Annotated in this window: 19 protein-coding genes and 1 pseudogene; 6 read left to right on the forward strand and 14 right to left on the reverse strand. The window is 68.0% G+C overall.

The genetic code is table 11. The annotated features are described in order from the left end of the window. Positions 1 to 220: 220 nt before the first annotated feature. Together A6A29_RS22605 and A6A29_RS22610 are read right to left on the reverse strand one after the other, a co-directional pair. Positions 221 to 919, reverse strand: coding sequence for an alpha/beta hydrolase (locus A6A29_RS22605; RefSeq protein WP_073722365.1), 699 nt, complete (start codon positions 917 to 919; stop codon positions 221 to 223). A gap of 222 nt (positions 920 to 1,141) precedes the next feature. Further along, positions 1,142 to 2,017: an alpha/beta hydrolase gene (locus A6A29_RS22610; RefSeq protein ID WP_079182955.1), complete on the reverse strand. Its 876-nt coding sequence runs from the start codon at positions 2,015 to 2,017 to the stop codon at positions 1,142 to 1,144. 515 nt (positions 2,018 to 2,532) lie between these two features. Here A6A29_RS22610 and A6A29_RS22615 point away from each other — a divergent pair. Beyond that, positions 2,533 to 2,865 (forward strand): hypothetical protein, encoded by a 333-nt coding sequence (locus A6A29_RS22615; RefSeq protein ID WP_073722367.1) that lies wholly within the window; start codon positions 2,533 to 2,535, stop codon positions 2,863 to 2,865. A 327-nt stretch (positions 2,866 to 3,192) separates the two neighbouring features. Here A6A29_RS22615 and A6A29_RS22620 read toward each other — a convergent pair whose 3' ends face one another. After that, on the reverse strand, positions 3,193 to 4,143 hold the full coding sequence (locus A6A29_RS22620) for an Ldh family oxidoreductase (protein ID WP_158074444.1): 951 nt from the start codon (positions 4,141 to 4,143) through the stop codon (positions 3,193 to 3,195). Between the two features lie 583 nt (positions 4,144 to 4,726). Between A6A29_RS22620 and A6A29_RS22630 the strand changes: the two genes are divergently transcribed. Beyond that, a complete protein-coding gene (locus tag A6A29_RS22630; protein WP_073722373.1) occupies positions 4,727 to 5,416 on the forward strand; it encodes a DUF4232 domain-containing protein in 690 nt (229 codons plus the stop codon). Positions 5,417 to 5,464: 48 nt separating this feature from the next. Here the strand turns inward: A6A29_RS22630 and A6A29_RS22635 are convergent, their stop codons facing one another. The 4 genes from A6A29_RS22635 to abc-f form a co-directional block, all read right to left on the reverse strand. Then, a complete protein-coding gene (locus tag A6A29_RS22635) occupies positions 5,465 to 6,778 on the reverse strand; it encodes a hypothetical protein (RefSeq protein WP_073722375.1) in 1,314 nt (437 codons plus the stop codon). Between the two features lie 890 nt (positions 6,779 to 7,668). Continuing rightward, entirely contained in the window at positions 7,669 to 8,016 is a 348-nt protein-coding gene (locus A6A29_RS46790) for an isochorismatase family protein (RefSeq protein ID WP_241838612.1), read from the reverse strand. 483 nt (positions 8,017 to 8,499) lie between these two features. Further along, positions 8,500 to 10,179 carry an ABC-F family ATP-binding cassette domain-containing protein gene (locus tag A6A29_RS22645; RefSeq protein WP_073722377.1) on the reverse strand — a complete coding sequence of 560 codons (1,680 nt, stop codon included), beginning with the start codon at positions 10,177 to 10,179 and terminating at the stop codon, positions 8,500 to 8,502. A 79-nt stretch (positions 10,180 to 10,258) separates the two neighbouring features. Then, positions 10,259 to 11,893, reverse strand: coding sequence for a ribosomal protection-like ABC-F family protein (gene abc-f / locus A6A29_RS22650; protein ID WP_073722379.1), 1,635 nt, complete (start codon positions 11,891 to 11,893; stop codon positions 10,259 to 10,261). Between the two features lie 757 nt (positions 11,894 to 12,650). Here abc-f and A6A29_RS22660 point away from each other — a divergent pair. The 3 genes from A6A29_RS22660 (at position 12,651) to A6A29_RS22670 (ending at position 14,586) form a co-directional block, all read left to right on the forward strand. After that, a complete protein-coding gene (locus A6A29_RS22660; RefSeq protein WP_073722381.1) occupies positions 12,651 to 12,878 on the forward strand; it encodes a hypothetical protein in 228 nt (75 codons plus the stop codon). Positions 12,879 to 13,426: 548 nt separating this feature from the next. Further along, positions 13,427 to 13,627 carry a hypothetical protein gene (locus tag A6A29_RS22665; RefSeq protein ID WP_143197035.1) on the forward strand — a complete coding sequence of 67 codons (201 nt, stop codon included), beginning with the start codon at positions 13,427 to 13,429 and terminating at the stop codon, positions 13,625 to 13,627. A gap of 131 nt (positions 13,628 to 13,758) precedes the next feature. Beyond that, positions 13,759 to 14,586, forward strand: a complete 828-nt coding sequence (locus A6A29_RS22670; protein WP_073722385.1) for an aldo/keto reductase — start codon at positions 13,759 to 13,761, stop codon at positions 14,584 to 14,586. A gap of 292 nt (positions 14,587 to 14,878) precedes the next feature. On the opposite strand, the gene A6A29_RS22675 is transcribed toward A6A29_RS22670, so the two are convergent. From A6A29_RS22675 to A6A29_RS44890, 3 genes are all read right to left on the reverse strand, one after another. Beyond that, positions 14,879 to 15,856 carry an IS5/IS1182 family transposase gene (locus A6A29_RS22675; RefSeq protein WP_073722467.1) on the reverse strand — a complete coding sequence of 326 codons (978 nt, stop codon included), beginning with the start codon at positions 15,854 to 15,856 and terminating at the stop codon, positions 14,879 to 14,881. Between the two features lie 31 nt (positions 15,857 to 15,887). Then, positions 15,888 to 16,421: a GrpB family protein gene (locus tag A6A29_RS22680; RefSeq protein ID WP_073722387.1), complete on the reverse strand. Its 534-nt coding sequence runs from the start codon at positions 16,419 to 16,421 to the stop codon at positions 15,888 to 15,890. Positions 16,422 to 16,493: 72 nt separating this feature from the next. Beyond that, positions 16,494 to 16,868 carry a hypothetical protein gene (locus A6A29_RS44890; RefSeq protein WP_143197036.1) on the reverse strand — a complete coding sequence of 125 codons (375 nt, stop codon included), beginning with the start codon at positions 16,866 to 16,868 and terminating at the stop codon, positions 16,494 to 16,496. A 745-nt stretch (positions 16,869 to 17,613) separates the two neighbouring features. Between A6A29_RS44890 and A6A29_RS48140 the strand changes: the two are divergent. Then, a pseudogene (locus A6A29_RS48140) lies at positions 17,614 to 18,236 on the forward strand (aminoglycoside phosphotransferase family protein). Positions 18,237 to 18,344: 108 nt separating this feature from the next. Here A6A29_RS48140 and A6A29_RS22695 read toward each other — a convergent pair. From A6A29_RS22695 to A6A29_RS22710, 4 genes are all read right to left on the reverse strand, one after another. Beyond that, positions 18,345 to 18,785: a VOC family protein gene (locus tag A6A29_RS22695; protein WP_073722391.1), complete on the reverse strand. Its 441-nt coding sequence runs from the start codon at positions 18,783 to 18,785 to the stop codon at positions 18,345 to 18,347. A gap of 348 nt (positions 18,786 to 19,133) precedes the next feature. Further along, entirely contained in the window at positions 19,134 to 19,982 is an 849-nt protein-coding gene (locus A6A29_RS22700; protein WP_079182956.1) for a DUF1963 domain-containing protein, read from the reverse strand. A 192-nt stretch (positions 19,983 to 20,174) separates the two neighbouring features. After that, positions 20,175 to 20,855: a response regulator gene (locus A6A29_RS22705; RefSeq protein WP_073722395.1), complete on the reverse strand. Its 681-nt coding sequence runs from the start codon at positions 20,853 to 20,855 to the stop codon at positions 20,175 to 20,177. Further along, positions 20,852 to 21,964 carry a sensor histidine kinase gene (locus A6A29_RS22710; RefSeq protein WP_079182957.1) on the reverse strand — a complete coding sequence of 371 codons (1,113 nt, stop codon included), beginning with the start codon at positions 21,962 to 21,964 and terminating at the stop codon, positions 20,852 to 20,854. Before A6A29_RS22710 ends, A6A29_RS22705 begins: the two co-directional genes overlap by 4 nt. Between the last annotated feature and the right edge of the window lie 103 nt (positions 21,965 to 22,067).

Below are 22,067 nucleotides of genomic sequence, written 5' to 3' on the forward strand. Positions count from 1 at the left end.
AGCAGTGGGACGGTCGCCCCTCGACCGAGGGTGACCGTCCCGGTTCCGGGGCCGCGTCTCGTGGGGGAGACGCCGGGTCCATCGGGCGCTGCCGCACTGTCGACGACCCCGGTATCGGCCCTCGTACGAACCTGTCGGGAGCGAAGGAGAGTCGTACCGGGGCAGAGACCGCCGTCAGAACGCTCTCCCGGTCGATTCCCAGGGGCTTCCTACGGCTTGGTTACGGCTTGGTGAGAGTGCGGGCGGCTTCGTCGATGAGGTCGCTGACCGGGCCGGGCTGGGAGGCCAGGGAGGCGTGGCCGGTGTTGAGTTCGATGGTCTTGCGGGGGTTCATCCGCTGGGCCATCTTCCGTTCGTTGTCGGGGTGGATCATGCGGTCGTCGGCCGAGATCTGGTACCAGACGGGTTTGTTGCGCCAGGCGGGTGCGGTGATGCTGTCGCCGAAGGTGGAGGCGAGCGGTGCTTTCTGGGTGACGGCCATGACGAGGGAATCGTCGGCGTCGAGGTCCTGGCAGAAGCTCCACCGGTACTTGTCCTGCGTGATCCACAGGTAGCCGTCGGAATCCGGGGCGAGGTTCTCGAACGCGGCCGGGGCCAGTTCCTGACTGATCTGGCCAGGGCTTTCGCCCGCGTCGGGGGCGAAAGCGGCGATGTAGACCAGGCCCAGGACATTGGGGAGATCGCCCATCTCGGTGATGACGGCGCCACCGTAGGAGTGCCCGACCAGCAGCACCGGCCCGTCGACCTGGCGGACCATCTTGCGGGCCCGTTCGGCGTCGTCGGCCAGCGAGGTGAGGGGCATCTCCACCGCGTGCAGCGAGTCGTGGCCGCGGCCGTGAAGGTTGGTGATGACCTTTCCCCAGTGGGCGGCGCCGCCCCAGAAGCCGTGAACCAGAACGATCGTGGGCTTGTCCGTCATGTTCCCGCACCTATCCGTTGAAGGGTTGCACGTCGTCCGCTCTCCCGCTGTGAACGGAACGTAGATCAGCTGATCGCTGTTTGCCCTGGTGTGATGCCTGTGTGGCACTGTGCGCCCTGGCCTGGCCTGCGGGCGCCACGTTTTTCGCCGGCCGGAGGGCGTGCCCGGATCCGCGCTGCGGGCCCAGGACGAAGGCGGCGACGGACTGGGTCCCGCGGGGCGTTACTCCGCGTCGCCTGCGGTGGCGTGGGCGGCGGCACGGATCTGGTCCGTGACGAGGTCGGGGTGGGAGATCATCGCGACGTGCGAGGAGTCGACCTCGATGGTGTGCGACTTGGCGCGCTTGGCCTCGAAGCGCTCCAGGTCCGGGGCGATGGCCTTGTCATTCTTGGCGACGATGAACCAGGACGGGATCGTCCTCCACGCGGCGGCGGTCGCGTTCTGCGTGAACCCGGCCTGCGCTACGGGGCGCTGCTCGACCGCCATCAGCCTTGTCTGCGCCTCGGGCAGGTCGGCGGCGAACACGGAGTGGAACTTGTCGTCCTGGATGTAGAGGTCCGTGCCGCTGGTCGCGCCGTCCGTGTAGGGGACCGGCCTGAGGGCGGGCGCGAGATCGCTGCCCGCGAACTTCGCGGACAGCGCGGCGGGGTTCTCGCCCACGTCCGGCATGAACGCCGACACGTACACCAGCGCCTTGACGTTCTTGTTCCCGGCCGCTGCCTGGCTGATGACCGCACCGCCGTACGAATGGCCGGCGAGCACGATCGGGCCCTTCACCGACTTCAGGACCGACGCGATGTAGGCCGAGTCGCCGAGCACTCCGCGCAGCGGGTTGGGCGGTGCGACGACCTTGTACCCCCGGTGCTGGACCCGCTCGGCCACGCCGTTCCAGCCGGACGCGTCCGCGAACGCGCCGTGGACCAGCACCACCGTCGGCTTCACGCCCCGACCGGTGGGCTCGGGATTCCCGGCTCCGGACGGGTCACCGCCGGCGATCGCGGGCCCGGTCGCCAGCACCGCCGCCGTCAGAGCCAGGGAGAGGGTGCTCACGCGCACTATGCGGCGCCGGACACGGGAGGGGGGACGGAACACAGTCATGAGTGATCTCTCTTACGCTCGGAGGAGGGGCCCTCGCCTCAGCGTCCGCCCGCCCGGCACGGTGTGCCCTCACACCGGAGCGGGAGAGTGAAAATCCCCGCCGCCCGGGTGACAACCGCAGTACCCTGCGCTGCGGGCAGAACCGGGCCCGTCCGGCTGGTTCCTTGTTTTTTGGTCAGGCCGGAGCCGTTGAATACGAGGCGTGCGCATAGGCACGGAAAAGGGACGCGCCCTTGCGGGAGCGGCCCTCGCGCGTATGCCGGGCTACCCGCAGAGCCGGTCAGCATATCGAGAGCGACCTCGATGGCACTGACGTAGAAGGCCGAGGCGGCGCGGGCCGGCGTCTCGCTGCCGTTGATTCATCCCGCCCGTACGGCCGGGGGGATCTCACCAGCGGCCGACTGCACCGGACGAGCCATGGGCGCTCGCGTTGGTCGGACGGTAACCACGGACCCGACCAGCCATCGCCCATGATCGGAATGCCGGGTTACGTCTCTTGGAATGAGGGTTCGAAGGTGGCCGCCGAACGACCGCACGCTGCGATCGAGCTCCCGGAAGGGCCCTGGTGGGACTGGGACGTCCTCGCTTGGGGCGGTGATCAGTTCCGGCTCGCCGCCGGTTTCGACCTCATTTATCACCACGGGCTGGAACTGGTCTTCACCGCCCCGCTCTTGGTCAGCTGCCCGGCGGCCTTCCAGGACCCTGTCTTCCGCGCGCCCACGCCCGAGGAGTTGCTCAGGGTCACCCAGCAGCTCGGTGGAAGGCCGACTGTACTGGCCGTCTTCGAAGCGGATGCCGGTGGAGGGGAGCCCGCCTCGTGTCTTGTCGCCGCGGACGGCTCGACATAGTGCAGGAGACAGTCCTCAGGTACTGGCGCGAGGATGCGGCTCCCGACCAGCGGTTCGCTCCGTGGGTTCAGCCTCCGGAACAGTGACGCCGGGGCAACAAGACGCGCACCGGCGTGGCCCCTCTAGGACCGCAGGGGCCACCGGCGCCTGTCTGGCGATTCCGTCTCCTCCCGCTCCGCGGGGCGACGAGTGCTGCTCCGGGCACACTGCACCTGAGTCAGGGACCGTTCCGGTCCGGCCACCGTGTGTCGTGGGCCCGCTCGCACAGCTGCGCCGAGCCGACAACGAGTCGGTCGGGTGGGGCGCTGGCATCCTCGCGACCTTCGGTCAAGCCGTCATGAGCGCTCGGTAGACTGCGTCGGAGATTTCGACCTCGGTGATGGGCGTTTTCCGCCGGCCGAAGTCCGCGCCGTGCTCGGAGGCCAGCCGACTCAGATGATCTTCCGCTCGCTGTGGGTACGACGTGTCGAATGCGGTCGGGTCGATCGCCGCGACGAAGAGGCCCAGGCTGGGGGACCGGGTCCCGGAGTCGAAGGGCGCCGCATCCTGTGAGAACGATCCGCCGGCCACTGCGGCCAGCATCTCGACCATGAGCGCGATGTTGGCACCCTTCACGCCTCCGAACGGCAGGAGCGCTCCGCTCAGGGCGGCGCGTGCGTCGGTGGTCGGGTTGCCGTCGGCGTCGAGCGCCCAGTTGTCCGGAATGGCCTCGCCCCGCATCGCCGCGTCGCGGACGGTCACCCAGGCGGTCGCGCTCGTCGCCTGATCGAACATCCGCGGCCCCGATGGGTGAGGCAGCGCGAACGAGAGCGGATTGGTGCCCGTGATCGCCTCGCGCGCGCCGTACACGGCCATGAGCGCCGGCGAGTTGGCGCATGCCAGGGCGATCAGCCCCTTTTCGGCGACGCACGACGTGTAGTGCCCGAGCTCTCCGGCGCTGAAGGAGTTGTACACGGCGAGAACGGCCACACCGCTGGTGCGAGCCCGCTCGACCAGGGCTCCGAGGGCATGGTCGAATGCGAGCTGCGCGGTGCCGCGGTCGGCGTCGACGGTGACGACGGCGGCCCGAGCCGAGGCGACGCGAGGTCGGGCCACACCGTTCAGACGTCCGTATCGGAGAGCGGCGAGGTAGTCGAGCAGATGCGCCGCTCCCACTTCACGCCTTCCTCGTCGCTCGGCGGCAACGGTCGCCGACGCGAGAGCTGCAGCCGTCTCTGGGGATCCGCCCGCAGACCGGATGGCAGATTCGCACAGTGATTCCAGAGCGTCCAGCGGCATCCGGTGGGAGGAATGGTTCGAAGTCATGGCCCTCAAGGCTATCGGAAGGTGCGATTTCTCGGGGCGGTGTCAGTGGTGGTGAGGGTCAGTGCGGGGGCGGTTGTTGTGGGGTTGTTGTTGCTGGCGAGAGCGGTGTTGGTCGTCTGGTTCCGCTGTCATGAGGCATTGCTTACTGATGGGTGACGTCGTCTCAGGTTCGAGAGTTCTGGGCGGGGCCGGTGAGCGGGGGTGCGGTCGCGCGGTGGCGTCTCAAGATCGGGCGCTGGGGGGAGAGACAGCGGGGCTGCCTGCGGCCGACATCGACCGGCTCCTCGTGCTTCCTCGGGACGGGCCGTTCGTGTCCTTCGCGTTGGAGGTACGGGTCGAGGGCGCATTTCCCCAGATCGTCGCACTCCTGGTCTTTGCCCAGACTGTCCTTCCGCCGCAGGTTCGCCATCAGCTGCACCCTCGCCGCTCCCGGGCCCGAGCTCTGGGCTCGGTACGCCTGTGACAGAACGAAGACGTCGCGGAGGACTGTCTGTAACTCGGTGCGAGATACAAATACTTCCGACCGCATGCACCGCGCTGCTCCTGGGGGAACACCGTGAAGTACACCCGTATCACCGCTCTCGCCACCATCGGCCTTGCCGCCACCCTCTCGCTCACCGCCTGTAGCGGCGACGGCTCCGCGAAGAACTCGTCCGCCAAGAACTCCTCCTCGTCCTCCTCTTCGTCGCCGGAGGGCGGCTCGAAGCCGGAGAGCGGTACGGGGACGGCCGGTTCGGACGCCGGCAACGCGAAGACGGGCTCCGGCCAGGACACCGAGGCCCGCGCGGGCGGCGCGGACGCCGCGAACGGTACGAACGGTGCGACGCAGACGGGCGGCAAGGCCACGTTCTGCAAGACGGAGGACCTGGCCATCGACGCCACGGACGCCGCCCCGGACGAGACCTCCGGGAGGATCGACATCACCATGATCAACCGGGGTTCGACCACCTGCTCGGCGACCGGCTTCGCGGGCGTCGACATCAAGGACGCCGACCACACCTCGAACCCCATCGGGCGCGGCCAGGCCCAGCCGCGTATCACCACCCTGAAGCCCGGCGACGCCGCCGTCTTCGACCTCGCCTACGACATCGACAACACCGGCAACAGCCTCGCGCACCCGACGAACATCCTGGTGACACCCCCGAACGAGACCCACACCGTGACCCTGAACTGGCCCACCGGCGCGGGAGACATCAAGGGCGCCTACACCGACGTCGAGGTCTACCCCACACACACCACCAAGTAGGCGCGGCACCCGGCATCCGGCCCACCAGCTCTCTGCTGCTGCCAGTGCTCAAGGAATCTCTTCGAGTAGCCGGATGAGCGCCCGTAGTTGAGGGTTCAGTTCGTCCTCGTCCAGCCCGTCCGGCATGGATGGCCTCTTCGATGCCTTGGTGAACGTGAGCGTCTCATTGGCGGCCCGCCAGGCGATGGCCGGCGCACGTACGTCGCCGTCGGCCAAGTCGCCACGCAAGGGCAGGAGTTCGCCCAGCCACGGACGCGGGTCGTGGTACAGGTAGGAGAGTTCGCCGTCTGCCTCCTCGCGGTGGAGCTCCAGCACCAGCCCGTCGTCGACGATCCTGCTCCTGACGCCGAACCCGTCTTCGTAGGGGGCTATCTGGTTCGAGAGTGTGGACGGGAGCCGCAGCCACAGTGTGCGTGATCCCTCCTGGCTGAAGTGGAGGCCGACGTCAAAGTACTGGGAGACGATCTCGCCCGCAGCCCTGAAAACCGGGTGTTCGGTGTGGTGGGACCACTCGTCGAGTACGAGGGAATCGGAGGTGACGTCAGCCCAGGGCAGCTGCGCACGCAGTTCGAGCATCTGATGCTCGGTGAGGTGGCGCCCGATGGTTCGAAACTCGTAGTACCAATGTATGCTCCCTCGCCTGCGCTGCTTCTGGCTCGGGACCTCGTCCAGCCGGGGCTGGGGGACTTGGCAGCGAATCAGGTCGCGGAACCGCGACCAGGCCATGACGGTTCGGGCGGCGGAGCGTCCGTAGGTGCTGATGCCTGGTTCGATGCCGCACCTGAGGTCTCGTTCCGCCCGTTCAAGGCCATCCACGTCGTCACCGTAGGCCCCTTCCAGGTACCAGCCCAGAAAAGCCGTACGCCGTGCGACCTGCTGCTCATCGCCCGCCCGCTCGATCTGAGCGCGGATCGCCTTCACCAGCTCGGCACCATCGGGATACTCGCACCGCATCTGTGCAAGCCGTACGCGAAACAGCTGCACCAGCGCGCCGATGTCTCGATCGGCCTCGCATCGGGCCTGGTAGCTGTCAGCAGGGCTGGCCAACCGCAGCAGCACCGCAGTCGTCAGGTCGGTCAGCACCCGGGTGCAGGATGCCGAACACAGCGGAACCTCGTGCAGCTTCAGCCCGCCCGCGCCGTTGCCGGAATCCGTACTCGCCAGAAACACCAGCACACCCGCCTGGTCATCCAGCCACAGCCGATGCCAGATCCCGCTATGTGCCGCGTACGCCTCAGTGATCCTTTCGAGTTCTCGCGCGCTGGGGTGATCACCCCGTACACGCTGTACCAGACCCTCAGCGCCGCCGGCCATGCCGCGCGTGATGAGCTGCTGCTCCTGGCCCATGGTCGCGTCTCCCATCCAGCGTATGAGATCACTATCGTGCCAACTTGCCTGGAGCCCTGCAGCACATCAGCAGAATTCCCAAGACCATGTCCTACATGGCCGCTCGGTGATTCTGCTGGGCATGGGCCCGTACTGTCGTCGGTGCTGGGGGCCCGGAGGGCGAAAGGGCGCGAGCGCCAATGATGGGGGCGGTCGTCACTCCGATCATCCAGGTGTTGGCCGACGGTCGGCGTGCGCTGTCCCGACGGCCTCCGGGTACGCCAGGGTCTTCTGCCATGGCTGGTGGGGACGAGCAGGTCGGGCTGGATGTCCTGGACTGTCTCGCTGCTGGCGCAGCGGCGGAGGGCGGTGTGAGCACATCGTCGGTGATGACCGGGGGTCGGTCGCCATGGTTGCCCAGGCGGGACCGGACGCCGGATGCGGAGAGTGTGGCAGAACGCGCCCCCAGCGCACTGTGGTCTTCCCATCGGAGCAGCGCGCCTTGAACTGGGCGACCACCTCGGCGTCGAAGCCGCGCTTCCCGCGTCCAGGCCAAGGCCCATGAAGAAGGCTGAGATGTCGACGGGCATCACGATCGAGACCCGGGCCGCCGGTTGATCGTCTGTTGTGTTGAGGACAGATACCCGCCGGGCGGTCGTCTGAGCCCGGTCGTGCCCCAGGGGTAGGCGTCCTGCTAGGCGCTCGTGGCAACCGCGAGATCATCGGCGCCTCCGGGCTCGATGGCGCCGAGGTGTTCTGGGCGGCCCTGCACGGGCCGGCGACCCTGACTCGGGCCGCTTCTCGATCATTCGCGCCCCGGAAACGATTTTCGTGGCTTCGGACTTCTTGAGAGGTTCCGGTCCCAGCGATGTGTGAATGGGGGCGACTGGTGTCGGCCGCGCCGTGCACGCTGTATCTGCCTGCAGTCAGGCGGCTGCCAGCAGTGCCCGCAGCTGGGCGGTGTCGATGATGTGCGCGCGTGAGGGGAAGACCTTGTCGACCAGGATCCGGTGGGTTTCCGGGTCACGGTCGGCGATGCCGTCGGCCAGGACGTACACCTGGTAGTCGCGGTCCGCGGCGTCCATGAGCGTGGACAGGACGACGCCCCTGGTGCTGATGCCGGTGAGGATCGGAGTGTCGATGCCGCAGGCGGCCAGTTGGTCGTACAGGCCGGTGGTCGAAGCGGCGCCGCGGCGGATATTGCGGACGACGATGTCCGCCTCACGAGGGGAGACGTCTGCGTGAAACTGTGTGGCGTCGTGCTCGTGATGCATCGCCTTGGACGCCGCGAGTGAGCTGAAGACTTGTTGCGGTCGGGGACGGCCGCCCAGTCGTCCTCCGTGAAGGCGACGCGGACGTGGCCGATGGTGCCACCGGCGGCGCGCACGTCTGCGATCGCGTCCTGGCCCCGTGCGAAGAGCGCATCGGGCTCCGGGCTCAGAGGGACGATGCCGTTCTGGAAGTCCATCGCCAGCAGGGCGGGTCCGCTCGGGGGCGAGTGCGGGGGCGTCTGATACCCCTGGCAGGAAGAGTGACCTCGCCTGCGGCCTGGGCCGACAGATGCCCGGCCCAGTCGCGTCAGGTGTGGGCGACCCGGCGTGCGGTGTGGCGATGCATCCCCACCATATCGGCGAGGACACGAGCAGTACGTCACCTGCCAGGGCGGCGGGATCGTCGGTGGTGACGGTCCCGCCGGCTGGTTCAGCCGCGTGTGGAGAAGTGCGGACTCCGCTGCCTCTACGGCGCGGCCGCTGTCATCAACCAGGAGCATGCTCCCCGATGGATACGGACCGCCGTCCGTTCACCCGCTGACCGCGTCCCGACTCCAACCGGATCTCGCGCCCCAGCCACCTCTGGCGAAGCCAGCGGTCGTGGCTCGCCAGGACGATCGCGCCGGGCCCGGTCCTCAAGGCCTCCTCCAACTCGTCGCACAGACGCGGGGAGAGATGGTTGGTGGGTTCGTCGAGCAGCAGCAACTGGGGCGGCCTCGCCACCAGGAGGGCCAGTGCGAGCCGTCGGCGCTGGCCGACGGAAAGGTGGCCGACGGGTTTGTCCAAGTCCGCAGTGTGCATCAGACCGAGCGAGCTCAGTGGGACCTCCTCGGCCCGAGTGGCCCCCAGCGACAGCTCATAGGTGTCGTGGACCGTGCGGTCGTCCCGGTGGAACACGGTGTCCTGGGTGAGCAGCCCTACCGTCACTCCACCCCGCCTGCGCACCTCGCCCTCGGCGGGAAGTCGTCCGGCGAGCACGGCGAGCAGCGTCGACTTGCCCGCCCCGTTGTCACCCGTGACCAACAGCCGGTCGGTTGCGGACACTTCCAGGGAGTCCAGAGCGAGTCGGCCGGAAACCCGGACGTTCCGCAGAGACACCAGGGACCGCGGGCCTTCTTCCGCCCGTGCGGCCAGTTCCCCGGCCGCGAACCGCAGGGGGCGGGGCGGCTCGGCGACCCGGGTGCGCTCCAGTTCCTCCAACCGCCGCGTGGCGTTGCGTGTCCGGCGGGAAATCTGGTTCTGCACCCGCCCCGCCCGGTGGCCGTAGCCCATCTTTTCGTTGTCCTGCCGCCCCCGGTCCGGCGCGACAAGATGCGCTGTCACGCCCGCCGTGTGACGTAGCCCCTCCAGTTCCTCCTGTTCCTCGGCGTACCGCCGCTCCCAGCGCTCCCGCTCTGCGCGCTTCTCACCCAGGTACGCGCTGTAGTTGCCTCCGTAGCGGACAGGACCGTCCACCGTCGGGTCGAGGTCGACCAGGTGGGTGCAGACAGCGTCAAGGAACGCCCGGTCGTGACTGGCGACCACCACGGTTCCGGGCAGGCCCCGGATCTGTTCCTCCAGGAAGGCGGCGGCGCCGTCGTCGAGGTGGTTGGTCGGCTCGTCCAGCACCAGCGCCGACGGCCGTCGGACAAGCAGCGCGGCCAGGGCGAGTCGGCTGCGCTGTCCACCGGACAGGGAGCCAAGAGTCCGCCCGTGCCCGACCCCGGCCAGGCCCAGCCCATCGAGTACCCGGGCCGCGCGGCGACCGGCGTCCCAGGACTCCCGGTCCTGCGCCTGCTCAAGCCGCCTGCCGTAGCTGTCGAGGAGTTCCTGATGGCCGGGGGCCTCCTCGGGGACCCGGGCGAGTTCTTCTCCGAGCCGTTCGAGCTGTGTGACATCCTCACGGGCCTCGCACAGCGCGTCGTCCAGCACGGCCTTGATGGACGATGCGGCCTCGAAAGGCATTTCCTGGTGCAGGAATCCGATGTCACCGGGGCGCGAGACGCTTCCCGCGTCAGGTTGGTCCACGCCCGCCAGCACGCGCAGCAGGGTGGACTTGCCGACACCGTTCTCCCCGATCAGGCCGATGCGGTGGCCGGGGGAAGCAGTCAGGGACACGCCGTCCAGAACACGCCGGCCGCCGAGGCTGCGGACCAGGTCGCGGGCGAGCAGGGCGGGCTGGGGCACAGGGAACCTCTCAACGTGATCGATGGTCGGCCCGCCGGGCACAGGGCCTCGGGCGCGGGCCACTCAGCACACCGACAGCTCACACCGTGGGGGCTCCGGTCTCCTTGAGAGCTCCGTCGGTGATCCGCAGCCAGCGGTTCACCCCGATCTCGGCAAGGAACCGCTCGTCGTGGCTGATCACCATGAAGGCGCCCTGGTACGAGTTGAGCGCGCTTTCGAGCTGACCGGCACTGACCAGGTCGAGGTTATTGGTCGGCTCGTCGAGCAGGAGCAGATGGGGGGCCGGCTCGGCGCACAGTACACACGCCAGGGTGGCGCGCAGCCGTTCACCGCCGGAGAGCGCTGACACTGGCAGGTGCGCGCGGGCGCCCCGGAAGAGGAATCGGGCGAGCAGGTTCATCCGCTCCGCCTCGGCCCGCCCAGGGGCGAATGCGGCGAAATTCTCCGCCACGGTGCGGTCCAGGTCCAGCAGGTCCAGGCGCTGCGAGAGATAGGCGATCCGTCCGCCGCTGCATGCGATCTCCCCGCTGTCCGGCTCAAGATCGCCGGTGATCAGTCGCAACAGGGTGGTCTTTCCGGCACCGTTGGGCCCGGTCAGCGCGATCCGCTCGGGGCCTCGGATGGCCAGGTTGACACCGCCGTCGGCGAACACGGCCTGGCCCGCGTGGTGCACCTGCATCCCCTCGCCGAGAAAGAGGTTGCGCCCTGCGGGCACCTCGGTGCCGGGCAGTTCAAGGGTGAGGCGCTGCTCCTCGCGCAGGGCGCGTCCGGCCTCGTCGAGCCGGGACTTGGCCTCGCTGACCCGGGATGCGTGCATCTGGCCGGACCGGCCCGCGGACTCCTGCGCGCCGCGCTTCATGTTGCCGGCGAAGATGCGGGGCAGGCCAGCGTTCTTGAGGTTGCGGGCGGCGTTGCTCTGGCGGCGCTCGGCGCGCTCGCGGGCCTGCTGCATTTCCCTCTTCTCCCGCTTCAGCTCCTGCTCGGCGTTGCGGATGTTCTTCTCCGCGACCTCCTGCTCGGCGCGCACGGCCTCCTGGTACTCGGTGAAGTCGCCGCCGTAGAGGCGCAGTTCGTCGCCGGAGAGTTCGGCGATACGTTCCATGCGGTTGAGCAGCGCGCGATCGTGGCCGACCAGGAGCAGACAGCCGTTGAAGTCCTCCAGCACGTCGTAGAGCTTGTGCCGGGCTTCGAGGTCGAGGTTGTTGGTCGGCTCGTCGAGCAGCAGCACGTCGGGGCGCCTGAGCAGCTGGGCGGCGAGGCCGAGAGAGACGACCTGGCCGCCACTGAGCGTACCCAGGCTCCGGTTCAGCTCCAGGCCGACCAGTCCGAGACGGTCCAGCTGGGCGCGGGTTCGCTCCTCGATGTCCCAGTCGTCACCGATGGTGGCGAAGTGCTCCTCGCTCACGTCCCCGGATTCGACGGCGTCGAGGGCGCGGATCACCGCGGCGATGCCGAGCACCTCGGCGACGGTGAGGTTTCCGGTCAGAGGGAGGCTCTGCGGGAGGTAGCCCAGCGTCCCGTTGACTGAAACAGAGCCGGTGGTGGGCCCGAGTTCTCCGGCGATCAGTTTGAGCAGGGTGCTCTTGCCGGAGCCGTTGGGGGCGACCAGGCCCGTACGGCCGGTGGTCACGGTGAAGGACAGGTCGGTGAAGACCGGGGTGTCGTCAGGCCAGGCGAAGGAGAGGTTCGAGCAGATGATGGCAGCGTCGGACATGGAGTGACCTCGAAGAACTAAGGGCAGACAGACCTCTGCCCTGGACAGTGTGGGGAAAAAGGGAACGACGAATGAAGCCACGCCGACAGCTCTACTGAACGCTGTCCGGTGGCCAATCACATCCGGATCTCACCCGGAGATGTCGTCTTCACCCGCCACGTCTGTCACTCCTCGATTGCGACAATGCTGGCCCGTACGGTAGCAGGTGCTGCCTCTGCCTGGTCCGGGAATTGTTTGCCCGAGCGGCTCCAGCGTCGCTGCCGTCAGCCCCCAGAAGCACCCGCCCCCTGCAAATTCGCCGCTCTTTGCTCTGCCGTCCGAGAGAGCTTCTCCCAGGGTCGGCCGGGGTTTGATCAGCTGGGTCCTGAGCGGGCCGCTCGTCGATTCCATCAGGGCGTTGTCATAGGCGTCGTCGACCGAGTCGATCGATGCCTTGATTCCAGCACGGTCCAGATGCTCGGACAGCGCGAACGATGTATACGGCGGTTCTGCGTCCGAGTGATGTATCAACTCGCCCTGTACGTTGGGTGATCCGCGCCATTCCAGGTGGAGCCGTGTGCGAAGCCGGCGACCCGGCAGCGTTGGGGGCACTGGTGGCGTAGGGGTCGTCCCGGTCGGATCCGTACAGTGCACTTGGAGGGGCCTCTGCCGGCTCACGCCATCCGTAGGTGGATATCGGTGGTAACGCGGTTTGCTAGCAATGGAGTTGGCGAACTAAGGCTGTCCGAGACGGCCGATGCGGTCATAGAGTGACGCTGTGCTGGATCTCTTGGTGACGCTGCTTCTGTTCGCCTTGCTGCTTATGGTGCTTCTTGGCGTGAGGCTGATGCGTGGTCTCGACCGGATGGCTCTGCCGTGGCGGATTCTCTATGTATTCCTGCTTGCCGGGCTCATGGTCGCGATTGTTATGTCCGTGCGGGCGAGCTTTGCGTCGTGCCGCACGCAACCGGAGGCCTGCGAGTCGACCCCGCCCGGTGAACGGTAACCACTCAGGGGAATCGGGGGGCATGCCATCGCCTCGTGCCTGGCGGCACGGATCGGCCGAGGGGTCCCGGAGCGGGGAGGCCGGTCGGGGAGTGGTCGAGAGGGAGACCAGCGCCGACCTGGGTACCGGTGTCGCCGTCGAGATCCTCGTCGGGGCAGGCCGCCACGGCATTCTCGCGGTCACGCGCATTCGGTGACGAGCACCAGTTGCGTACCAGGCTGATCTGCGGTTTCCCCGGTTCTCGTACCGTCTGGCTGGGTGCTCCCGTTCCCTCTGCGGACGGAAGGACGCGGAGCGGCACGCCCCGTTCGAGGAGCCGAGATCGACGCGTGGGACTTCAGTGACCTACGCAGACCGCTCGGCTGGGAGATCTGGCGTCGCAGCCCCGAGCTTCCACTGACAGGCAGTCACATGTGCTGACGGTAGCTTGTCCGTGGCGGCGGGCACCGCATCCTCGGGTGGGAGAGTGTGGCCCTCCAGTCCGGGGCTGTCCCAGTACGGGCCTGGCGGGTCCATGTTCCGTGCGGATGGGGAGCGCGGCCGCCGGTTTGGCCGAGCGCGTGGAGAACGGCATGGTCTGGCTGAGCCGCCCGACCTCGCCCCAACTCCACCTGCCGTTCGGCGGCATCGATTGCTTCCGCTTCGGCTGGAGGCGGGAGCTCTCGAAATTTGGCATGCAGAAGTTCGAGGGCCGGAAACTGGTTCGGACCTTGCTGGCTGACGCGGGGCTGCGCGGGAGCGCAGGCTGAGTGATCCAGCCACGTCTCACACGCCCATACAGGGCAAAGCGGTCTATATGCATGTTCTGCGGTAGAAAGGGACCCGGGAACCGTACTGACCTACACCCCTCTGCCCTCGAACCGCGACACCGGGAGCGACCGTGACCCAAGTACCCTCCATCACCCTCAACAACGCAGTGCAGATCCCCCAGCTCGGCTTCGGCACTTTTCAGATTCCGCCGGAGGAGACCCGGGAAACGACGCTGGCCGCGCTGGAGGCCGGCTATCGGCACATCGACACGGCGGAGATGTACGGCAACGAGAAGGAGGTCGGCCAAGCGGTCCGGGGCTCCGGTCTCGACCGCGCCGAGGTCTTTGTGACCAGCAAGCTCAACAACGCCGCCCATGCGCACGACGATGCCCTCCAGGCGTTCGACCGCACCATGGAGGAACTCGGCCTCGACTACCTGGATCTCTTCCTCATCCACTGGCCGTTGCCCGGCAAGGGCGACTTTGTGGAGACCTGGAGGGCCCTGGAGGAGATCTATCGCTCCGGCCGGTCCAAGGCCATCGGGGTCTCCAACTTCCAGCCTCACCACCTGCGTCGACTGCTGGAAGGCAGCGATGTGGTGCCCGCGGTCAACCAGATCGAGGTGCACCCCTACCTAACGCAGGACGACGTCAGGGCGTTCGGCGCCGAGCATGAGATCGTCACCGAGGCATGGTCGCCCATCGCGCAGGGCAAGGTGCTCGACGACCCGACCATCAACCGCATCGCGGAGCGGGTGGGTAAGACACCCGCCCAGGTGACCCTGCGCTGGCACATTCAACGCGGGGACGTGATCTTCCCCAAGTCGGTGACGCAGAAGCGTATTCAGGAGAACTTCGACCTCTTCGACTTTGAGCTCAACGAAGGCGACATCGGTGAGATCACCGCGTTGAACCGTAACGAGCGGACCGGGCCCGACCCGGACCGCTTCCATGGCTGAGGACCGTCGCCCTCGACCGCTCGGAGAGTTACCTCCCGGGGCGGCGCTCTGGCGTCCATCCAAGGGTCGCCGCTGGGAATCGCGTTGCCCTGAACCGGGAGGTGACTCCTGCGCAGTTCGGTGCTCGGGGCGACGAGTTTCTGGATTTGGCCAGGGTGTGGGCGGGCCGGACCTCCGCCCTGGACCCGGCGGTGGTTCCGGTTCCGGCTTCGTCTTCGGAGTAGCACCCGTTACGACTCGGTACGCGATTGAGGTCGGGGTGTGCTGGCCTGGCCGTTCGGCTGGTCGGTGATCAGCAGGCGGTCTGGTGGGCGAGCACGAGTTCGGTGCTCGTGCGCCGCCGGGTGGGCCTGCGGGCCGCGCGGTCTGAGACCAGTGTGGCGATGGCAGCGTGTGTTTCGGCGTAGGACTCGCGACGGCCGAGGTATCGCTGGAGCGGCCGCCACTTCTTTTCCTCGCCGATGGTGTGCTCCACGCAGATCCGCGCGGAGGACTGCCGTCGGCGCGCCTCGCGCCAGGCGTACTTCTCGCCCAGTGGCGCTTCGTCCTTCGGCTTGCGTGGCGGTGCCTGGACCTGGCCTGGGAAGTCGTTGGCCAGGCCCCGGTAGCCCTCGTCGACCTTCGCCTTGACCTGCGGATGCAGCCGCAGTTGCTCGGCGATGCCCTCGGTGCGCATCGCGGTCTGGTCGTGCATCCGGCCGGGCCGGTCGGCCCCGGACCACAGCAGGCGTGCCGAGCCGTCGCTGATGGTGGTGGTCTTGGCTGTGTTCTGCTTCTTCTTGCCGGAGACGAACGCCTTGCGGCCGGAGCGGCCGGCCTTGGGGCGGCGGACCTGGGTTTCGGTGCCGTCGATGCACAGTTCGACACCTTCGGCCTTGGCGTAGGCGAATACGTCGGCCAGGGTGTGCAACCGGAGGCCGGGCCGGTCGGGGACGGCGAAGCCGCGGGAGGCCAGCAGCGGGCGGATCTCATGGATGGCGCGGGTGACGGTGGGGCGGGAGACGCTGTAGAGCTCGGCCAGTGCCGCGTGGGGCAGTTGCAGGCGCAGGTGAACCAGGGTGACCAGGACCCGGTCGGTGAAGACCAGTTTGTGGTCCGGCCCGGCTCCGGCGGCCCGTTTGCGCTCTCCGCCACGACGTTCACGCAGCCCGGACTCGCACCGCCTCAGCCAGGGGTCGGCCAACTCCTCGATCAAAACGCCGAGATGTGCACGATCAAGGCCGCAGAAGGCAGGATGGGTCAAGGCCGCACGGGCTCGGTAATGCGTCACATCATCATCAACCCGTGCGGCCGCCGTCACATCACGGTTCTCCGGCGGCCCGAGCGGCGTAGGACTTCGCGACCAGTTCCTCCACCAGAGCACCCTTCGCCGCCGAGTACTCCTGCCTGCCCTCGCTGTCGGCACGGAACCGCTGCGCGAGGGCCACCTTCAACGCGCTGTAGCGCCGGACTTCATCGGGCCGCTGACACAGGTAGTCACGGAGCAGGATGTGATCAAGGTGGGGCTTGGAACCTGAGACCACGCCGTACAGGTGATGTTCGGGAGCGGCAGACGGGGCTTGAAAGGCATCCCGTCCCGGAATCCCCAGATCACCTTCGGGCCGGTAACCCTGCCCGGTGAGCCGGGAGATCAGTTCGGGCATGGCGGCGTCCTCGGCCACCACAATGTCAAGGTCGATGATCGGCTTGGCCGCGCATCCGGGCACGGCTGTGCTTCCGACATGCTCGATGGATACAGCCAGATCCGCGACGTGAGGTGCAAGTCGCTGCCGCAGATCCTGGAATTGCTCAGCCCATTGGGGGTCGTAGTCGGTGACCACGATCATGCCAGTCATGCTGGCAGTCTCCCAGGATCGCCAGGGCCCATCGAGTCGCTCCGAGGGCCCTGGTTATCGCGTACCGAGTCGTTAGTCAGCCTCCTCCGTCAACTCGTCCAGAGCCGCACGCGCGAGAGGAACGAACCGCCGCTGCATGTCAGCCACGAGAGGGCCCGTTTCCGCAGCTGAGGAGCGATAGCGATCCTTCTGCTCATCAGTCACCGGCCCCTTGCTCAGTTCCATCAGGCACTGAATGGGCGGGTGTATGTGCCGATCTATGGCTTCGGCGTACTCAGCACCAGCCTGCGCCACACCAGCGGGTCCTTCGAGCTCAACGGCGCTCGCCGCCTGCCGAGCCGCCCGTACCGCATCGATGGCTGCACCACGCCGTATGTCATAACGATGCTGGTCATAGGGTTCCAGCGTCAGCCGTGCCCAGTTGCCAGATCGCACCCTGCGCTTCATGAGCCGCATCCATCAAGCCCTGGTAGGCCACTTGTCGGCGATCCCGGCGCCACTTCTGGTGCTCGACCCGCGATTCACGAAGCGCAGCGCGATCTTGTGCGGCCTCCTGGCGTATCTGCTGTCTTTCCAGAGCCTCATTCTTTCGCCGCTCAATCTGCGCCGGTTACAAGTGCCGTCAGTCCGCTGCCCAGCAGCGTGCCGACGAACGCGATGGCCGTGGTCATCCAAGTGCTCGTCACAGGGAGACATTGTGAAGCACGACCATGCACCCATCCGGGCGATCAGCAGCGCAAGCTCCCTCCGCCCAAGCTCTCTCCGTCCAAGCCGCCCTCCTCAGGACACGGCGCGGTGTGCTCTTCTGGTGCAGCTTCTCGCTGGTGTAGGCCCGCCTCGTCGCGGGCCTGGCGGCACGGATCGGCCGGGCGGTCACCGTAGCGGGAAAGACCGGTGGGGGAGTGGCCGAGGGGGAGACCTGCACAGGCCTGGACATCGGTCTCTTGGTCAAGGTCCTCGCAGGGGGCGCCGGAATCCTGAGCGGCACGCGCATCCGCTGACGAGCGCCCTGCCGGGTACCGGCGGCTGCTGATCTGTCTCAGCGAAGGCTGATCGATTCTCACCGAAGGTTGGGTGACTGCTCTGGCCCCGACTCGCTCGGCGGCACGCGTTCACGGCGAGTGGTGGAAATGCGGTGGACAAAGATCGCGCGAGCGCCAGACTCACCCATGTGGAAAGACTGCTGGTGGATGTGGAGAGCGTCACTACGCGGTTGGTACGTCGATTCGGTCCCCAGGTTGCCGAATGGTGCGCCGACACGCCCGATCTCGTCGCGCGGCTTGCGTCCCAGTGGGGGCTTTCGCTCGGTGAACCCCTCCCGGACGGTGCTTCGTCGGGGTCGCTCCGCCTCCGCTGCCGACGCGTGTGCTGCGTGGGCGGTGCCAGGAGGCCTTCACCCGGGTGGGCAGGCGGCTGTCCGAGCCTGCGATCAGCGCACGGATGGACGTCACCGCGTGGGACAGGGCGATCCAGCGGTGCGAGCGGCTGCTGGACACGGAGGCGACCACTGTGTTGCTCCACGGTGACCTGCACCTGGGCAACGTCCTGGATGGCGGCGCGGAGCGCGGTCTCATGGCCATCGACCCGAAAGCCTGTGTCGGTGATCCGTGCTTCGACGCCGTGGACTACGTCGTAGCCGGCGCCGGGCTGGAGGGCGTCGACACCCGCTGCGCGCGCGTGGCGGCGGCATGCGGGCTCGACGGCGACCGGCTCCATGCCTGGAGTCAGGTGATCGCGCCATTTGCGGCCATCGCCCACCTCGGTGGCAGTGGTGAGGAACCGGTGATCGATGAACTGCTCACGTTGACCCGGTGAGCACACCCGGTATTCCCGATCGCCTCGTGGGCCGGCGGCTCCTGGCTGATCGGGCGGTTCAGAACCTCGATGAAATCTCGTTCGGCTGCACGGTTCGGGTTCTCCTTCTCAGCGCAGTTGCTCGGCCAGCCCCACGATGATGCCCTCCGGTCCCCGGACGTAGCAGAGCAGGTAGCTGTCCTCGAACCGGGCGATCTCGCCGACGAGTTCGGCGCCGTGAGGGCGCAGACGGGCAACGGTGCCCTCGATGTCGTCGACGGCGAACATGACGCGGTGCGTGCCCAGAATGTTGTGCGGCCGGTTGCGCGGCCCGGCGCTGATCACCGCGGGGCTGCGGTACTTCGCCAGCTCGAGCCGGCTGTGGCCGTCCGGGGTCCGGACCATCGCGATGTCGCAGTGGACGCCGTCGAGTCCGGTGCACTGGTCGGCGAAGAGGCCCTCGATCTCCGCCCTGCCCTCCAGCTCCATGCCGAGTTCCACGAAGAACGCAATGGCGGCCTCCATGTCCTCGACGACGATGCCGACGTTGTCCATCCGCTGAATCGCCATGCTGGATTCTCCTTCTTTCTCGTGCGGCCGGTGGTGGCCGCTGATGTCCCTGGGACGGAGCCGGTGGAACGTTCTCGACATCCTCAGACCGCCGAACGCCGAAAATCTGGATCGCGCTTCAGCACCGCTACACCAGACCCGTGGGCCAGGCGTCACCACCGAGAGTGACTGCGGCGCAGCGACCGCTCCGCCCGGGACCTGCCGCTGTCCGCTGCGCTGTCCCCGTACACACGGCGCCGACAACACGAGCCCCCGGGTGCGACCTTTCGGTTTCGGGGTGGGGGTTCTCTGTGAGGTCCCCACCTGGGGTGACCGGGGTGACCGGGGTGACCGGGGTGACCTGTCGTTTTATGTGCTCTGGATGCGCAGCCCGGTGCGCTGGGTGTGTATTCGGCACATGAACAGATACAAGGTTCCGACATCACCCCACATCGCGTCGGTGAGCTCGCTCGGCGGGATCTGCAGCAGCAGCTCCATCGGCATAGTGCATTCCGTGCAGACCGGTGTTTCGTCCCCGCCGTTCGCCCAGTACGGGTATCCGCCGATCGCCACTCCCGCATTGCGCAGGTGCGGCGCTCGGGCACGCTCTTGCGTCAGACCGAGCGCGGCGTGGTCGACGACGCGCCGGTTCGCCCATGCCTCGTGGGAGCCGCTGTCGCCCGGTACAAGGTCCCAGAGTTCAGGGCAGTGCAGGCGCATTCCCACCGTGTCGGGCAGTGACTTCTCCAGGCGTGGAACCGCGTGGTGTTCCTCGAAGCCGGGCTCGGTGCCGTGCATCAGAACCTCGGGGCGCCGCAGCGCCGTGTAGGAACGTACGAGCCATCCGCCCCGTTCGCGTTTCCGTCCCCACGGGTGGCATGTCCAGCAGTAGAAGAACGTGAAGAACGGGACGGGGAGCCTGTTGTGCAGGCCGTCGCGGGAGTGGTCGACCTGCGCGACGAACGTGAGGTCGTCGGCACAGCCGTCGCACAGGGGCCAGGTCTCGCCCTCCTCCACCGTCGGGAACCCGCCGAACCGCGTGGTGGCGAGCTCCCGGGTCACATGGGACTGCGCGGGAACGGGTGGAGGAGCGGCGTGCCGCCGACGGCTTCCACGCGCACGTGTCTCGGGCGGGTTTTGGGCCGGCTCGAATACGGTGCGCGTCCGCATCAGCGGCCGCAACAACTGCACGACGTGTTCCTCCTGAAGTGCGGGCATGCACGCATCGTATGCGCGGACAGCAGCCGCACGGCGGTGAGTGTGGAGGCCGGTGGCCGGTCAGTTCTGACTCCATACTCCCGTGGGTGTCGTTTCACGCCACCGTCCTGTGCCTCCGCCTGTCATCTGTCTGCCACATTCATCCAACAGCCTCCGCCACGATTGAGCGCGAGCGGCTCTCGGGCAAGCGCCCTACGCCCGTGGGACTGGGGCGGCCAGACCGCTTTCCCAGGCCCAGGCGGCGATGCCCACCCGGTTGTGGGCCTTCAGTTTCGCCTGGATGTTCGCGATGTGGGTCTTGGCTGTGCCCGCTGAGATGAAGAGCGCCTCGCCGATCTGGGCGTTGGTGAGACCCTGGGCGACCAGACGGGCGATCTCCTGCTCCCGGGCGGTGAGTGGCGAGGGAGTCGTGGGCGCTGCTGGAGCGGCGGCGGGGGCGAGGGTCTGGAGCAGGCGGACCGTGATCTGGGGGCTGATGAGGATGTCCCCGGCCATCGCCGCTCGGACACCCTCGATGAGCAGCCCGGGGCCCGAGCGCTTGAGCAGGAACCCGCAGGCGCCGTCGTGCAGTGCCGTGCGTACGTAGTCGTCGTGGTCGAAGGTGGTGACGACGAGGACACGCAGGGGGTCGGGTACGTCGGGGCCGGCGAGGCGGCGGGTGAGTTCGAGGCCGTCCAGGCCCGGCATCCGGATGTCGGCGAGGATCAGGTCGGGGCGCAGGGTGCGGGCGAGGTCAACGGCGGTGAGGCCGTCCGCCGCCTCGCCGACCACGGTCATGTCGGGCTGCGAGCCGAGAATCAGGCGGAAGCCGCTGCGTACGTCCTCCTGGTCGTCGGCGATCAGGATGCGGGTCGGACCGAGGGGCGTCGTCATGATGTCTCTTTCGGGAGAGTGGCAGGCAGGACGGCGATGAGCTGCCAGCCACCGTTGCCGTGCGGCCCCGCCGAGAGAGTTCCGCCGAGGGCCTCGGCGTGCTCGGTGAGGGCCGGGAGGCCGAGGCCGCCCCGGGAGACGCGGCGGCGGGCCGGGCCGGGGCGGGCGCCGCGGTCGTTGGTGACGCGGATCTCCACGGTGGAGGCCATGGGGGTGAGTGTGACGGTGGCGCGTGGGGCGTCGGGGGCGTGTCGGCGGATGTTGGTCAGTGCCTCGACGACGATGCGGTACGCGGCGGAGCCGGCCTCGCGGGAGAGCGCCTCCGGGACCAGGGGAGGCAGGTCCAGATGTACCTCGGTGGTTCCGGCTGAGGTGAAGTTCGCTGTGAGTAGAGGCAGTTGGGACACATCGGGGAGCGGCTCGGTGGCGGGTGTCGCCGGACCGTGCAGCATCTGTACGGTCCGGTCCATCGCGGCCAGGGCGCTCAGGCCCGCCTTCTCGATGCGTTCCAGGGCGAGCACCGCGTGGGAGGGGTCGGTGGCGGCGACGAAGCGGGCCGCCTGGGCCTGGACGACGATCCCGCTGATGTCATGGGCGACGAAGTCGTGCAGGTCGCGGGACAGCTGAAGACGCTGGGCGCTGCGGGCCTCGGCCACCGCGCTTCGGCGTCGGAGTTGCTGGCGGCGGGGGTAGGCGCCGGCCGCCACGGCGGCGGTTACGGGAAGCAGCCAGAAGGTGGCGATTCCGATGGATTCCAGGAAGGACTCACCGGTGACCAGCGGCAGCGGCCAGAGGGTCACCGCGAGGGCGGTCAGAGGGAGGGCCCACTTGAGTTCGCGCAGGGGCGACCAGCGGGCGACCGCGACCAGGAGGAGCAGCAGGACAGCAATCTCCGCCAGCTTCCAGCCGGAGCCGAAACCAGCCTTCGGCAGGGCGAAGCTGGTGATCAGGGAGAGGACCGCGCAGACCGTCGTCGGGCGGGCGAGGTGGCTGAGCCGTTGACGAACTGCCGCGCGGGGGCAGCCAACGGCCCACACCAGCGTGCCCGCGGCCGCGACCGAGGGCAGAGCGCCAAGCACCTTGACGGCCGGGCCGGTTGATTCCCACATGGTGATCAGCGTACGGGTGTGCGATATGGCGGGGCTCTCTGCCGAACGGCATAGGAGGGCCGGGCGGCGGCGTGATCTTTGTGCCGATCGGCAGATGGGATCG

It is taken from the genome of Streptomyces sp. TSRI0281 (genome assembly GCF_001905125.1).
GTDB lineage: Bacteria > Actinomycetota > Actinomycetes > Streptomycetales > Streptomycetaceae > Streptomyces.

Coding starts and splice junctions, on each gene's coding strand:
- A6A29_RS22605 (WP_073722365.1), bottom strand. CDS start 919: ATGACGGACAAGCCCACGATCGTTCTGGTTCACGGCTTCTGGGGCGGC.
- A6A29_RS22610 (WP_079182955.1), bottom strand. CDS start 2,017: ATGACTGTGTTCCGTCCCCCCTCCCGTGTCCGGCGCCGCATAGTGCGC.
- A6A29_RS22620 (WP_158074444.1), bottom strand. CDS start 4,143: ATGCCGCTGGACGCTCTGGAATCACTGTGCGAATCTGCCATCCGGTCT.
- A6A29_RS22635 (WP_073722375.1), bottom strand. CDS start 6,778: ATGGGAGACGCGACCATGGGCCAGGAGCAGCAGCTCATCACGCGCGGC.
- A6A29_RS46790 (WP_241838612.1), bottom strand. CDS start 8,016: ATGCATCACGAGCACGACGCCACACAGTTTCACGCAGACGTCTCCCCT.
- abc-f (WP_073722379.1), bottom strand. CDS start 11,893: ATGTCCGACGCTGCCATCATCTGCTCGAACCTCTCCTTCGCCTGGCCT.
- A6A29_RS22680 (WP_073722387.1), bottom strand. CDS start 16,421: ATGACTGGCATGATCGTGGTCACCGACTACGACCCCCAATGGGCTGAG.
- A6A29_RS44890 (WP_143197036.1), bottom strand. CDS start 16,868: ATGAAGCGCAGGGTGCGATCTGGCAACTGGGCACGGCTGACGCTGGAA.
- A6A29_RS22695 (WP_073722391.1), bottom strand. CDS start 18,785: ATGGCGATTCAGCGGATGGACAACGTCGGCATCGTCGTCGAGGACATG.
- A6A29_RS22700 (WP_079182956.1), bottom strand. CDS start 19,982: ATGCCCGCACTTCAGGAGGAACACGTCGTGCAGTTGTTGCGGCCGCTG.
- A6A29_RS22705 (WP_073722395.1), bottom strand. CDS start 20,855: ATGACGACGCCCCTCGGTCCGACCCGCATCCTGATCGCCGACGACCAG.
- A6A29_RS22710 (WP_079182957.1), bottom strand. CDS start 21,964: ATGTGGGAATCAACCGGCCCGGCCGTCAAGGTGCTTGGCGCTCTGCCC.